The organism is Nitrospira sp. (assembly GCA_016788885.1).
Classification (GTDB): domain Bacteria; phylum Nitrospirota; class Nitrospiria; order Nitrospirales; family Nitrospiraceae; genus Nitrospira_A.
The window spans coordinates 109,712-122,658 of the sequence record JAEURX010000008.1 but is presented as its reverse complement, the minus strand read 5'-3'; the positions used below and the strand labels follow the sequence as shown (position 1 = coordinate 122,658).

Annotated in this window: 17 protein-coding genes; 3 read left to right on the top strand and 14 right to left on the bottom strand. The window is 57.8% G+C overall.

The features are described 5' to 3' along the window. Positions 1-210, bottom strand: a 210-nt coding sequence (locus JNL86_02055) for a Rieske 2Fe-2S domain-containing protein (protein ID MBL8041687.1), incomplete at its 3' end; no start/stop codon positions are given. 197 nt (positions 211-407) lie between these two features. Between JNL86_02055 and JNL86_02050 the strand changes: the two genes are divergently transcribed. Next, positions 408-953: an HNH endonuclease gene (locus tag JNL86_02050; GenBank protein MBL8041686.1), complete on the top strand. Its 546-nt coding sequence runs from the start codon at positions 408-410 to the stop codon at positions 951-953. Between the two features lie 122 nt (positions 954-1,075). On the opposite strand, the gene JNL86_02045 is transcribed toward JNL86_02050, so the two are convergent. Beyond that, on the bottom strand, positions 1,076-1,528 hold the full coding sequence (locus JNL86_02045; GenBank protein MBL8041685.1) for a hypothetical protein: 453 nt from the start codon (positions 1,526-1,528) through the stop codon (positions 1,076-1,078). A gap of 173 nt (positions 1,529-1,701) precedes the next feature. On the opposite strand from JNL86_02045, the gene JNL86_02040 reads away from it, so the two are divergent. Together JNL86_02040 and JNL86_02035 are read left to right on the top strand one after the other, a co-directional pair. Then, positions 1,702-2,358 (top strand): bifunctional precorrin-2 dehydrogenase/sirohydrochlorin ferrochelatase, encoded by a 657-nt coding sequence (locus tag JNL86_02040; protein ID MBL8041684.1) that lies wholly within the window; start codon positions 1,702-1,704, stop codon positions 2,356-2,358. A gap of 17 nt (positions 2,359-2,375) precedes the next feature. Continuing rightward, the gene (locus JNL86_02035) at positions 2,376-2,684 is read left to right on the top strand and encodes an MTH1187 family thiamine-binding protein (GenBank protein ID MBL8041683.1); all 309 of its coding nucleotides are present in this window, start codon (positions 2,376-2,378) and stop codon (positions 2,682-2,684) included. 7 nt (positions 2,685-2,691) lie between these two features. Here the strand turns inward: JNL86_02035 and JNL86_02030 are convergent, their stop codons facing one another. From JNL86_02030 to JNL86_01975, 12 genes are all read right to left on the bottom strand, one after another. Next, positions 2,692-4,113 carry a DUF4403 family protein gene (locus JNL86_02030; GenBank protein MBL8041682.1) on the bottom strand — a complete coding sequence of 474 codons (1,422 nt, stop codon included), beginning with the start codon at positions 4,111-4,113 and terminating at the stop codon, positions 2,692-2,694. 156 nt (positions 4,114-4,269) lie between these two features. Further along, a complete protein-coding gene (gene alr / locus JNL86_02025) occupies positions 4,270-5,424 on the bottom strand; it encodes an alanine racemase (GenBank protein MBL8041681.1) in 1,155 nt (384 codons plus the stop codon). Between the two features lie 27 nt (positions 5,425-5,451). Then, positions 5,452-6,015 (bottom strand): ribosome recycling factor, encoded by a 564-nt coding sequence (gene frr, locus JNL86_02020; GenBank protein MBL8041680.1) that lies wholly within the window; start codon positions 6,013-6,015, stop codon positions 5,452-5,454. Between the two features lie 11 nt (positions 6,016-6,026). Further along, positions 6,027-6,752 (bottom strand): UMP kinase, encoded by a 726-nt coding sequence (locus JNL86_02015; GenBank protein ID MBL8041679.1) that lies wholly within the window; start codon positions 6,750-6,752, stop codon positions 6,027-6,029. Next, positions 6,749-7,345: a translation elongation factor Ts gene (gene tsf / locus JNL86_02010; protein ID MBL8041678.1), complete on the bottom strand. Its 597-nt coding sequence runs from the start codon at positions 7,343-7,345 to the stop codon at positions 6,749-6,751. Before tsf ends, JNL86_02015 begins: the two co-directional genes overlap by 4 nt. A gap of 51 nt (positions 7,346-7,396) precedes the next feature. Next, entirely contained in the window at positions 7,397-8,170 is a 774-nt protein-coding gene (gene rpsB, locus JNL86_02005; protein MBL8041677.1) for a 30S ribosomal protein S2, read from the bottom strand. A gap of 228 nt (positions 8,171-8,398) precedes the next feature. Beyond that, entirely contained in the window at positions 8,399-9,610 is a 1,212-nt protein-coding gene (argJ, locus tag JNL86_02000) for a bifunctional glutamate N-acetyltransferase/amino-acid acetyltransferase ArgJ (protein MBL8041676.1), read from the bottom strand. A gap of 57 nt (positions 9,611-9,667) precedes the next feature. Next, positions 9,668-10,741: an N-acetyl-gamma-glutamyl-phosphate reductase gene (locus tag JNL86_01995; GenBank protein MBL8041675.1), complete on the bottom strand. Its 1,074-nt coding sequence runs from the start codon at positions 10,739-10,741 to the stop codon at positions 9,668-9,670. A 109-nt stretch (positions 10,742-10,850) separates the two neighbouring features. Then, positions 10,851-11,234: a 30S ribosomal protein S9 gene (gene rpsI, locus JNL86_01990; protein ID MBL8041674.1), complete on the bottom strand. Its 384-nt coding sequence runs from the start codon at positions 11,232-11,234 to the stop codon at positions 10,851-10,853. 51 nt (positions 11,235-11,285) lie between these two features. Further along, positions 11,286-11,717, bottom strand: coding sequence for a 50S ribosomal protein L13 (rplM, locus tag JNL86_01985; protein MBL8041673.1), 432 nt, complete (start codon positions 11,715-11,717; stop codon positions 11,286-11,288). Between the two features lie 50 nt (positions 11,718-11,767). Continuing rightward, the gene (locus JNL86_01980) at positions 11,768-12,256 is read right to left on the bottom strand and encodes a bifunctional nuclease family protein (protein MBL8041672.1); all 489 of its coding nucleotides are present in this window, start codon (positions 12,254-12,256) and stop codon (positions 11,768-11,770) included. A 2-nt stretch (positions 12,257-12,258) separates the two neighbouring features. After that, complete coding sequence (locus JNL86_01975; GenBank protein ID MBL8041671.1) at positions 12,259-12,714, bottom strand: bifunctional nuclease family protein; 456 nt, start codon at positions 12,712-12,714, stop codon at positions 12,259-12,261. Positions 12,715-12,947 lie beyond the last annotated feature (233 nt).

Sequence of the window (12,947 nt, the reverse complement as noted above, 5' to 3'; positions counted from 1 at the left end):
CCCGTGCCAGGGGCATTCGACCAGTTCACCATCCATGCATCCTTCGCCCAGCGGTCCCCCTGCGTGCGGGCATGTATTATCGACGACATGAAAGGTTCCGGCGACATTGCAGAGGGCGAGAAAAATTCCCTCGACTTCAACTGTGCGACAGGTGCCTGGAGGAACCTGGTCCACCTGGGCGACGGTGATATAGTTGGGCTTCGAATCCATAAGAGTCCTCTCCAGGTTACAGCGGGGTACAGGCCGTCTCAATATTGTGTGACATCGTGAACGGTATTGTCTAAGCGCTTGATTTCATTGGCTGCATATGGCATAGATTGAACGGGAACATTCAGGGAAGGGTGTAACAGCGCCGTCATTTTGCTATTCTTGAAATAGTGCACTCATAGGAGATCGCCGGAGCCACTATGGAAATGACCTTGTTGCTCAACTCCACCTATGAACCGCTGCGTGTCCTGCATTGGCAGAAGGCCATTACCTTGCTCTGGCAGGGGAAGGTCGAAGTCCTCGAAGTCTACGACCGCCAAATCCACGGTATCTCGATCTCGATTAAACTGCCTTCGGTGATGCGGCTCCTGAAGCTGGTCAAGCTGAAGGACAGCCATCGCGCGGTGAAGTTCTCTCGCATCAATATTTTCACCCGCGACGGGTATTGCTGCCAATACTGCCGGCACAAGTTCCGCACAGAGGAACTGACCTTCGACCATGTGGTGCCCATTGCGAAAGGTGGACGCAAGACCTGGGAAAACATCGTGACGGCGTGCTGGCGTTGTAACAATCGGAAAAGCGGACGGACGCCGGAAGAGGCCAACATGCGCCTGACGAAAAAGCCGGTGAAGCCTCGCTGGAGCCCCACCGTGACAATCACCATCGGGATCCGGAACACGCCGGAAAGTTGGCGGGACTATCTCTACTGGAATCTCGAGTTGGATGCCGATCCGCCTGAGACGTAGCCGCCTACTGACTCGTGATGGACTGATGCCTCAATGCCGCACTCACTCGATGACGTGTGGTTCCTGTCCTGTTCTGCCAGCCTCGTTCTCCTTCGCTGAGGCTCGGGTATGTTCGCCGGTCGTTAATACACCTTATCGATCGTAATCGTGAGATCGCGCCCGCCGGGCAGGGTCGGGTTTTTCGCATAGCGCCCTTCCATATCTCCCGGTTGGGGTTGCCCGGCCTGGCCGTCTCGATCGAGGCGCGCGATCACATCGACCATCCCCTTGAGCTCGCTGCCCTTCACCATCACATCCTCGTTCGTAATTTCGAACTGTACCGGGAATTTCGGTCCGTCAAAGCGCTTGGCCGCGATTGGCCTTGGGGGCCCGGTGGGGCGTCGCACGATCACAAACAGCACGTCTGTTGGTTTGACCTGGTCGGCGAGATTCGGCGCAATCTGTACCTGTCCGGCAATTGATCCGCCGCCCTGGTCCGGTTCTCCGATATGCGCGACGCCGAAGTAGGCCGCTAGCGCTGCAATCCCGATGATCCCGCCGGCCATGACCAGGGACCGTCCTGTATATCCAGCCACGATAGACTCCTTTGATAACCCGTCACGAACCCTGGGGCTCTTGCCTTCCGTTGCGGGCGCATTATACCCAGCTCCCGGCGTAAAGGGGAATGGCGGAGCCGGTTTACCCTGCGAAATCGCCTGTTGTATGATACGGCTTTACGTTGTCGTGGGTTTCTGGGAGGACGATTATCATGGCGGCAAATCCTGGGTTTCAAATTTCACTTGATGTGCGTGGATGGCCGGTGCTGGTCATCGGGGGCAATGAAGAGGCGGCAGATAAGGCGCAGCGGTTATTGGATGCCGGTGCCAAAGTGACGGTCGTCAGTCCCACGCTCCACGAAGCACTCCGTAAACTCGCTGCGTCCGCGAAAATCATCCACCGCGGAAGGCACTTTCGCGCCAACGATCTGGAGAGCGTCATTCTGGTCCTGAATACCTTGCGGGATGATCGCGAACTCGCGCACTCACTGATCCGGTTGGCTCGTGAACAGAAATTCCTGCTCTGGTCCGTCGATCAGCCCGATGTCTCGAATGTTGTGATGCCGGCGGTGGTCAGTTCGGGGCATGTTCGCGTGGCGATCAGCTCGAGCGGCCAGGCGCCGGCTTTGTCGGGATTCATGAAAGAAGATCTGGAGCGGATTCTCGATAGCGAATTTGCGGCCTTCGTCGATTGGCTTGCCGACCTTCGTGAGCAAGCGAAGGCGAATGAGCCGGATGCCGAGAAACGCCGCGCGCTCTTGCGCGAAGCACTGGACGGATTTCGCCTGTTGGGGAAGGTGCAGTATCCGAAGGTCTGGGCTGAGCATCGTGCCAAACAGCAGGCCGCCGCATCACCGGCGACGCCATAGGAAGGATGGACAGAGACATGGTGTTATTGGAATTCAGCATGTCGCCGCTGGGCAAGGGCGAGAGTGTGAGCAAGTATGTCGCGCGCTCCCTCGATATCATCGACAAAAGCGGAGTGGCCTATCGATTGAATCCGATGGGCACGGTGCTGGAAGGGGAGTGGGACGAGGTCATGGCGGTCGTCAAGAAGTGCTACCTGCGCATGCGCAAGGATTGTAATCGCGTGTCCTGCAGCATCAAGATCGACTATCGCAAGGGGCCGAAGGGACGGTTGGACAGCAAGGTATCGAGTGTGCAAACGCAGTTGAAACGAAAGCTGAAGGTGTAGTGTCCAATTACGGCGCGACGACGTCGGGGCGGGCGTCGTAGCGCAGCGTGCCTTCGGTCTTGAAGCGGACCGAGAGACTGGCGGCCTGAACCCCAAGGTCTTCCAGTGACAAGTGTTTGACCGTGCCGCGCAACCGGCCACCGCTCATCTCACGGTTGAGCCCCTTCTCGAGCGCCTGCCGCATCACGTCTAATTCTTCCCGGATCGGCAAGGTCAGTCTGCCGGCCAATTCCTCTCGCAGCGGTTCATGCAGCCATTCTTCCGCCAGGTCTGTGGCGGGGGTGCGTTCCTTGATGGTGTAATCGACTTCCCGGAAGAGGATGCGTCCCGCCGATTCGTCATAGGCCGGTGTTCCCTTGAGGCGCAGGGTCAGCGGCAATAGTCCTCGAAGAATCAATTCGACTCCCACCTGATTACCCAGTGGATAGAGCGTCGCGTTGACGATCTTGATCGTCCCGACGCCCAACGACCATTCCTGTCCGATGACCGCTTCCCGCAACCGTTGATTCGCTTCTTCGATGGGCACCTGCAATGCAAAATTGACATGAAAGCCGTCATCATGAAAGCGATCCTGCGGTTCGGGCAACGGCAGAGGGCGCGGGATGGGTTTAGCGCCTCGCACGACCGTGGGCCTTGCGATGACACCATAGCCCGCTGCGGGACCACCGGATAGCGGCGCGACTCCGGCCATGGCGGTGCTTTCAGGGTTCAATGCGAGCCAGAGCTGCTCTGTCTCATCCAGCAGCAATGGCTCCTGGAGATCGTTCCAGATACGCGCGACCGCCGGTTTGATGGTAACGAGGCCGGATGCTTTGCGATCGATTGCGGGCAGCACCTCCTGTAAATCACTTCGGTAGACTTGCGCCATCAGTGGGCTTGCGTCCACGCCCTGCTCGGACAACAGGCACGATTGGGTAGATTGCACGGCGCTGACCTGGCTGGTGGGAAGTATCGTATAGCTGCGGCCCTGCTTGAACATCGTGGCCACTGTGACCGACAGTCGTCCCGTTCCTGCGGAGGCATCGCGCTGTCCGCATTCGGCAATTTTGGTGATGGACCCTTTGATGTGCTTGCCATACTCCACCCCGAACGGCACGGTGCTGTGAGACAGCAGTCGGTCTTCCGCTGTGGTCGAGCCCTGTTCGTGAGGCCAGAGCCGGTATTTGAGAAAACCGCTTCCGCCTCCCAAGGTGATCCAGTCGTGACCGCGGTTTTGCTGTGTCGCAAGTTGCTGAGACAAGTTCCCATATAGCTCAGCGAGTGGTGTCACCGGGATCGGGATATGGATGGTCATGGCTGACGGTGGCGTTCCGGTTTGTCCTGGCGCCTGAGCGGTTGCTGCTATAGCCGAGCTGACAGGGATAACAAGCAGGGTGACCGCGCACCATCGAATCAGGAGGCGCTGCGTCAACGGGATCCAGCGAGTCATGGGTGTTTCCTCATGCCGTTTGTGAGAGATCGAATCGTGATCAGACTGCGCTCCCCAGACTACGTATGGACTATGAGGGAACCGGGGCGGGGAAGGCAAGAGGGTGCCGTGTGACTGCGGCTGAGGGCGGTTGTGGCGGCGTTGCCTTCAGGGGTGTTACCGCGCATCATCGGCGGGTGAGACGAGCGACAGATAACGGCGCGGCACGCGGGGACCGATGGCGCAGAGAATCTCATAGGGAATGGTCTGTTGCCAGGCGGCCAGGTCAGCCGCAGTGATCCGCTCGGAGCCCTGTTGTCCAATCAGGATTGCTTCGTCTCCGATAGTAGCGCTACGTACGTCCGTAACATCGACCATCGTCATATCCATGCACACTCGTCCGATCACCGGCACCCGTTGTCCGCCGATCAACACCTGTCCACGATTCGAGAGCAACCGGTTGTACCCGTCTGCATACCCGACCGGTAACACCGCCACGCGCGTCTGCCGCGATGCGATGAAGGTCCGGTTGTAACTGACGCCGCCTCCCGCTGCAATTGTATGCATATGAGCGATAGTCGTCTTCCACGTGAGGATCGGCTGCAATTCGGGATTCGTCGAGTCGTTCGGGAGGGTATGGTATCCGTACAACATGATGCCGGGCCGTACGAGTGAGTGCTGGCTGGTGGGAAATTTAATGATGCCGGCGCTATTGGCGACATGAATCAAAGGAATTGCGAGGCCGTGTTCCTGTACGAGATGGAGGACCTGCTGAAATCGCGCGAGTTGGTTTTCCGTGTGCTCGACATGCTGATTGTCGGCATCAGCAAGATGCGTCATGAGGCCTTCGAGGCGCAGCGGCGCGCGGAATTCAGGCTTGGAAAGAAGATCGGGCAGTTCGTGCGGCAGCACACCCAATCGTCCCATCCCGGTTTCGATTTTGATGTGAACGGGGTAGGGTGTCGCGCTTGGTTCGACGGCGGCGGCAAATGTTTGGACCAAGTCGGCACGATAGAGAACGGGAGTCAACCGGTGGGCGGCGAGGTCAGAAAATTGCGCGGGCATGGTCGCGCCTAAGACGACGATGGCATCACGGATGCCGGCTTGGCGAAGCGCAACGCCTTCGTCCACCGTGGCTACGCCGAACCGGTGGACGGCCAGTTGTTGCAGTGCGCGAGTAATCTCGACCGCGCCATGTCCGTAGGCATTAGCCTTGACGACGGCCAGCATCTCGGCATGCGGCGCCAGACGGCGCACATGGGCAACATTCTGTGCGAGAGCAGTCAGATCAACGGAGGCTGAAGTTGGGGAGGATTCGGACGGCTGGTACACGCAGTGTCTGACAACAGAATTGGGGCGCTAGACTTCCAGAATTTCGCCTTCTTTTTTCTTCATCATGTCGTCGATTTTCTGCACATACTGGTCGGTGAATTTTTGGATCTCTGTTTCCGACTTTCGCAGCTCGTCTTCGGTGAGCTTGGCGTCTTTCTGCAATTTCTTCAATTCCTCATTTCCGTCCCGCCGAAAGCCGCGAATCTGTACCTTCATTTCTTCGCCGTGCTTTTTACAGACCTTAATGAGATCCTTGCGGCGCTCTTCGGTCAGCGGAGGAAGGGGAATGCGGATCATTTTGCCGTCGTTCGAGGGCGTCAGTCCCAGGTCGGAGGTTTGAATCGCCTTTTCAACTTCCCGGATCAGGTTCTGTTCCCACGGTTGAATCGTGATGAGGCGGGCCTCCGGCGTCGCCACGTTCGCCACCTGTTTCAACGGGGTCAGTGTGCCGTAATAATCGACTTTGATGCCGTCGAGGAGAGCCACCGACGCGCGACCGGTGCGGATTCCCGCCAAGTCACGTTTCAAATGCTCGATCGCGTGATCCATCTTTTCGGTAACCCGGTGTTTGACTTCCTGCGCCGTCGACATCAGCCTCTCCCTTAGCGGCTTTCCACGGTGACCAGGGTTCCGATGGAATCTCCCTGGACGACACGTTTGAAGTTGCCCTTTTCTTTCAAGTTGAAGACGATCAACGGCAATCGGTTGTCCATGCACAAGCTGATGGCGGTTGAGTCCATGACTTTGAGATTCTGGGTGAGAATCGAGAGAAAAGGAATCTCGTTGTATTTTTTGGCTTGTGGATTTTTGACCGGATCGCTGTCGTAGATGCCGTCGACCTTGGTGCCTTTCATGATGACCTGCGCACCGATTTCCATCGCCCTGAGCGACGCAGCGGTGTCGGTGGAGAAATAGGGGTTCCCCGTACCTCCGGCAAAGATCACCACGCGTTTCTTTTCCAAGTGACGGATGGCGCGCCGCCGAATATAGCCTTCGGCCAGCTGACGCATTTCGATCGCGGATTGGACACGAGTGCTCACGCCGCGGCCTTCCAGCGCGTTCTGAAGTGCGAGCGCATTGAGTACGGTGGCAAGCATACCCATGTAGTCGGCGGAGGCGCGCTCCATACCGCGGGCGCTGGCGGCCAGGCCGCGGAAGATATTGCCGCCGCCGATGACGACGGCGACTTCGACGTCCATCGCGACGACGTCGGCAATTTCTTCCGCCAGACCTTCGAGAATCGAGGGTTGGATGCCATAGCCCTGCTCACCGGCCAGCATTTCTCCGCTGACTTTCAGCAGGATGCGGCGGTAATGAGCAGAACTCATGCTTGGCCTAATTGGAATCGTGTAAATCGGCGGATGTTCATGTTCTCGCCGATGGTAGCAATTTGTTGCGCCAGGAGATCCTTGATCACGACGGACGGATCCTTGATGAACCCCTGTTCGAGCAAGCAATTCTCTTGATAGAACTTTTCGAGTTTGCCTTCGACGATTTTCGGCCAGGCGGCCGGCGGCTTCCCCAGTTCCTTGGCTTGCCCTTCGTAAATGCTTCGTTCCTTCGCCACCACATCGGCGGCGATTTCTTCCCGCCTTACGTAGGAGGGACTTGCGGCCGCCACCTGCAGGGCGAGATCGTTGACGAAGGCCTTAAATTGCTCATTGCGCGCCACGAAATCGGTTTCGCAGTTCACTTCGATGAGTACGCCGATTTTTCCGCCGGCATGGATGTACGCGTGGATCAAGCCCTGGTTGGTTTCCCGTCCGGCCTTTTTCTGCGCTGCCGCCAAGCCCTTCTGTCGAAGGTAGTCGATCGCTTTATCGATGCTGTTTCCGTTTTCGGTTAAGGCTTTCTGGCAATCCAGAATGCCGGCCCCGGTCTTTTCACGCAACTCTTTCACCAGCTCGCTCAAACTTGCCATGGCTTCCTCAGTTAATCGAATAGAACAATGTCATCGTGCGAGATGCGGCCCTTAGGATGCGGACACGCCGGCCAGTTTGGGCGCAGGTTTGGCCGCGCCGCCGGCCGGTGCCGATGCGAATTCCGTCTCTTCCTGCTGGGTGCGCAGATGGGCGCCTTCGAGGCAGGCGTCCGCAATTCTGGAGATAATCAGCTTGATGGAACGAATCGCGTCGTCGTTGCCGGGAATGGGATATTGAATGTGATCCGGATCGCAGTTTGAATCGACGATCGCAATCACGGGAATTTCCAACCGGCTGGCCTCGAGGATGGCGATGTGCTCGATGCGCGTATCCAGAATGAAGACGGCGCCGGGCAGGGCCCGCATGTTGCGAATACCGGACAAGTTCTTCTGCAGTTTGACGACTTCCTTCTGCATCTGCCCGAGCTCTTTTTTCGTGTGGCCCTGATGAGTCGGGTCAGCGAGGGTCGCTTCCATCTTCTTCATTTTGTCGATGCTGCGGCGGATGGTCTGGAAGTTGGTCAGCATGCCGCCCAGCCAGCGCTGGTTGATATAGAACTGGTTGGCGCGTTTGGCCTCTTCTTCCAGAATTTCAGCAGCTTGGCGCTTTGTGCCGACGAACAGGACGGAGTCACCGGCTGCCACGGTGTCGCGAGCGAAGGCATAGGCCTGCTCCATGCGTTCAACCGTTTGTTGAAGGTCGATAATGTAGACGCCGTTACGTTCTCCGAACAGAAACCGCTTCATTTTCGGATTCCAACGGTTGGTCTGGTGCCCGAAATGGACGCCGGCTTCCAGTAATTCCTTAATCGCAACTACTCCCATACCTTCACCTCCCTCCGAAGCCTGCAGAGCGCCTGGCAACAGCTCACGGCGAGGGGGATGTCCCCCTTATTCTCAGGCTGCGCAGCGTGCGCATCACGCTGGTGCGGATTTAAATAAGTTGTCCCTGATTTTGAATGCCGCGCGGCGAACAATGGGACGAACCGTTCATTGCGCGAAACGCACGAACGCTAGCATAGTGGCCGAGATTTTGCAACCGCGCGTGGCCCCTTACGAGCGATAACTCGCGTTGATTCGCACATATTCGTAGGACAAATCCGTGGTCCACATGTGTGCCCCGGCCTTGCCTTGGGCCAGATCGATGAGAATCGTGAACTCTTTGGCTTTGAAGACCTTGGTCAGTGCCCGTTCGGCTGCGCGCCCCAGTCCTTGTCCCTTGCGCACCATCGGGATCCCTCCAAATTTCAGGCTGATGCGGGAGGGATCGATGGGCACGCCGGCGCGTCCGAGCGCGGCCATGACGCGGCCCCAATTGGCATCGCCCCCGAAGAGTGCGGTTTTTACAAGATTCGAGGTCGCGACCGTTTGCGCGAGTTGTTTCGCGGCCTTGTTCGTAGCGGCTCCTGTAACTTCCACCCGTACGACTTTGGTGACACCCTCGCCATCCCAGCAGATTTTTAGCGCCAAGGTGCGGCACACCTCTTCAAGCATTGCGCAGAAGCGTGTGAAGTCGGCCGATCCCGGTTTGAGTGTCTGATTGCCTGCCATTCCGTTTGCCAGGCAGAGCACCGTATCGTTGGTGCTCGTGTCGCCGTCGACCGTGATGCAATTGAAGGATTGATCGACCGCCTGTCGAAGCGCTGCTTGAAGGGCGCGTTGCCCGATGGCTGCATCGGTGGTCACATATCCCAGCATCGTGGCCATGTTGGGATGAATCATGCCCGAGCCTTTGGCCATGCCGCCGACAGTCACCATTTTTCCACCGAGTAACGCACGGACGGCGACTTGTTTGGGTTTGAGGTCGGTGGTCATGATCGCCGAGGCCGCTTCGGATCCGCCCCGGCGTGTCAAGCGAGCGGCCAGCGCAGGCAGCGCTTCCCGGATGCATGCGATCGGAAGCGGCTGTCCGATGACTCCAGTCGAACCGACAAAGATGGTGTGCGTGGCGCAGTTCAGAGCTGTCGCCGCCAGTTGCGCCATCTCCTTGGCTGCCTGCATGCCTTCCGGTCCGGTACAGGCGTTGGCGTTCCCGCTGTTGACGAGAAATGCGCGGCCCAGGCCTCGCTTCAGATGCAGTCGATCGAGGATGACCGGCGCGGCGACAACGTGATTCTTCGTAAAGACTCCGGCTACGGGACCTTCTTGGTCCGACACGAGCAGGGCCAGGTCGAGTTGCTTCTTTTTTTTCTTTTTGATGCCGCTATAGACTCCGGCGGCTCGAAAACCGATTGGCGCAGTCACGCCTCCAGAAATTGTCTTCATGGCTCTTCCTATGTGAAGTGAGAGTGACTCGCCAGGAGGTGGTCGTGCATGTGCGTGCTAGGGGTAGATGCCCGGCGCCACCAACCCGGTTTCTTCCGGATAACCCAGCATGAGGTTCATCGCCTGAATGGCCTGTCCGGCCGCTCCTTTAATCAGGTTATCAATGGCCGACACAGTGACGACCCAGCCGGCCCGACGATCCGTATGCACAGCGATGTCGCAATAGTTGGCGCCTCGCACGTGGCGGGGATTCGGCATGGCTCCTTCGAGCAGTCGCACAAAGCGCTCGCCCTTGTAAAACTCCCGATAAAGATTCCGCAGCTCAGCAACATCGGGCTGTGTCTTCATTCGCGCATAGGCGGTGCTGAGGATACCTCGATTCATCGGCACCAGATGTGGTGTGAAGGCCACGGTCACGGGACCCTGTGCAGTCTCAGCCGTTCGTCCCTTTGTGCCCGCCAATCCGGTGAGTTCCTGCTCGATTTCTGGGATGTGCCGATGCTGCCCGATCTTGTAAGGCTCCAATGATTCATGCGCTTCGGGGAAGTGATAGGGTAGGGCAGGGCTCCGTCCTGCACCGGAGATGCCGGATTTTGCGTCGATCACAATGCTGTCGGCCGCGACTAATCCATGCGCAATCAAGGGTGCCAGCTGCAGGATCGCGGCCGTGGGGTAACATCCAGGCGAAGCCACGAGTCGGGCCTGTGCGATGGCAGACCGGTGAAGTTCCGGCAGGCCATACACGGCCTCCTTGATGAGATGGGGTTGCGCATGTGCAGTCTGGTACCAGGTTTCATATGTGGTGGAATCTTTGAGCCGGAAGTCGGCACTCAAATCGATGACACGTTTGCCGGCTTTCATGCAGGTTGCTACGGGACCCATGGATTTCGTGTGGGGGAGCGCAAGAAACAGAACATCGGCCCGCTCCGCCAGGGCTTCCGGCGCCAACGCTTCGAATGAGAGTTTCACGACTCCCTGCAGGTGAGGATACACGGCAGAGATAGCCGCACCGGCTGACTTTTCTGAAGTGACTGCTGTGAGTTGTACATGAGGATGTTGAGAGAGGAGCCGCACCAACTCGGCCCCGGTATATCCGCTGGCCCCTGCTACCGCAACTCGTACCGATGCCATCTTCGCCTCCCGACGCGTCACACATTGTTGCCCGCCGTGTGGGCGCGCCAATAAAAAAGGGAAGGCTGCGGAGCCTTCCCTTTTAGAACCCTGTCGCTCCAGTCGATCGTTACCGCTTCGAGTATTGGAAGCGCTTTCTGGCACCCTTCTGTCCGTACTTCTTCCGTTCTTTCACGCGAGAATCGCGGGTCAGGAGGCCTTCCTTCTTGATGGGACCGCGGAAGGCCGCGCTCATGATGACCAGCGCTTTCGAGATGGCATGGCGGAGTGCTCCGGCCTGGCCTGCTGGGCCACCACCATAGACGGTGGCGCGGACGGAATACTTGCCGGCTACTCCGGCCAACTCGAACGGAAACTGAATCACATTCCGCAGGGTCGGGCGGGGGAACGCCTGCTCCAATGGTTTCTCGTTGACGACGATGTCACCCGCCGCTGCGGTGACCCATGCGCGCGCGATCGCGCTTTTTCTTTTTCCGGTTGCGTACTGCGTCATTGCTGCCATATCAGGCGGTCTCCTTCACTGATCGATTTCGAAGAATGAGAATCACAATGCGAGTGATTCTAGTTTTTGTGCTTGGTGCGGGTGCGCTGCGCCAGCGTACACGCGCAATTTCTTGGCCATGTGGTTACCGAGGGGGTTCTTAGGCAACATGCCCTCAATGGCCTTCGTCAACAGTTTGGTCGGGTCCTTGCGGTGAATGTGCTCTGCGGTGAGCGTCTTCAATCCACCGGGAAATCCACTGTGAGTTGAGTAGGTCTTATTCTCCATCTTGTTGCCGGTGAGCACGACCTTCTCCGCGTTGACAATGACGACATGATCGCCTGTGTCGACATGGGGAGTAAAGGTCGGTTTATGCTTGCCTCGCAGCACGGTGGCGACTTTGGCCGCGAGGCGGCCAAGCGTCTTTCCCTCGGCGTCCACGAGGTACCATTTGCGTTGCACATTAGCGGGTTTCTCGAGATACGTTTTTGTCATGGTCTCCATCTACTCCTGCACGATAAGATTCTAATGTGAGGTGTCAGGCCTCACGCCTGTTGAGTTTCTGTATTATTGGTATCGAGTCTATTGATCCACGCGTCCAGATGCACGGCGGTGCGCCGGTTCAGGACATCCTGTGTGGCATAAATCGGACAGCCGGCCCTCAGTGCCAAGGCAATGGCATCGCTGGGTCTGGCATCCAAGGTCCGGTGAAGTCCCTTCGAGGCGAACGCAATGCTGGCATAATACGTACTGCTCTTGACGTCCGTAATCACGACCCGTTCAATTCGAACGCCCAGGTGATCTGCGAAGCTTCGGATCAAATCGTGACTCATGGGGCGAGGCGTCACCACATGGTCCATGGCCAGGCGAATCGCGTTCCCCTCAGCTGACCCGACCCAAATCGGCAAGGTGACGCCGGCCTCCTCGCTCTTTAGCACGACGATGCGTGTATCGGTGTTGCCGTCGTCCAGCACCTGCTTGACTGTGAGCGCCACGAGTTCCGACGAGGCGTCCTGTTGCTTGGCGGCATCCATGACTACGTATCCAGCTTCCCGAAATCTTCCGGCTTGAGGTTTTCAAGCCACTGCTCAAGCTCTTCAGAAGACTGCTTCTTAATGACCTTTTCGCTCGCGAAAATCGGGGCGCTGCTTCGCAGCGCCAGGGCGATCGCATCGCTGGGCCGGGAATCGACCGTATATTCGGAGTCTTCGTACATCAAGTGAATCGTGGCGAAGTAGGTATTGTCGTTGAGGTCCGTGATGACCACGCTGATGATCTTGGCATCGAAGGTATCGAGGAACGATTTCATCAAATCGTGCGTCATGGGACGCGGCGCGGTGACGCTTTCCAATGCCAAGCCGATGGCACTCGCTTCTGATTTTCCTACCCAGATCGGGAGCATGTCCGAGTTATCTTCGTCGCGCAACACCACTATATAGGCGTTGTTATAGGGGTCGAAAATCAGACCCTTTACCCGCATTTGTGTAATCACGGCGGGGGTATCCTTCCCGATGTCAGCTGAAAACCTCAAGAATAGGGCACTCTAGCACTTCCGAAATCAGAGTGTCAATGAATTCAGAGTGGTGTCGGCTCGATGTGAGTTGCCGAGGCCCGGGTTCCGGTCCGACAAGAGCTGCCAGCGACGGGTCGGTCAACGAAGCACGGAAGTCCTCCTCCTGCAGATGGAGTTTTGCCCGTGTGCCTGCACGAAGATTTGGGGGCGAG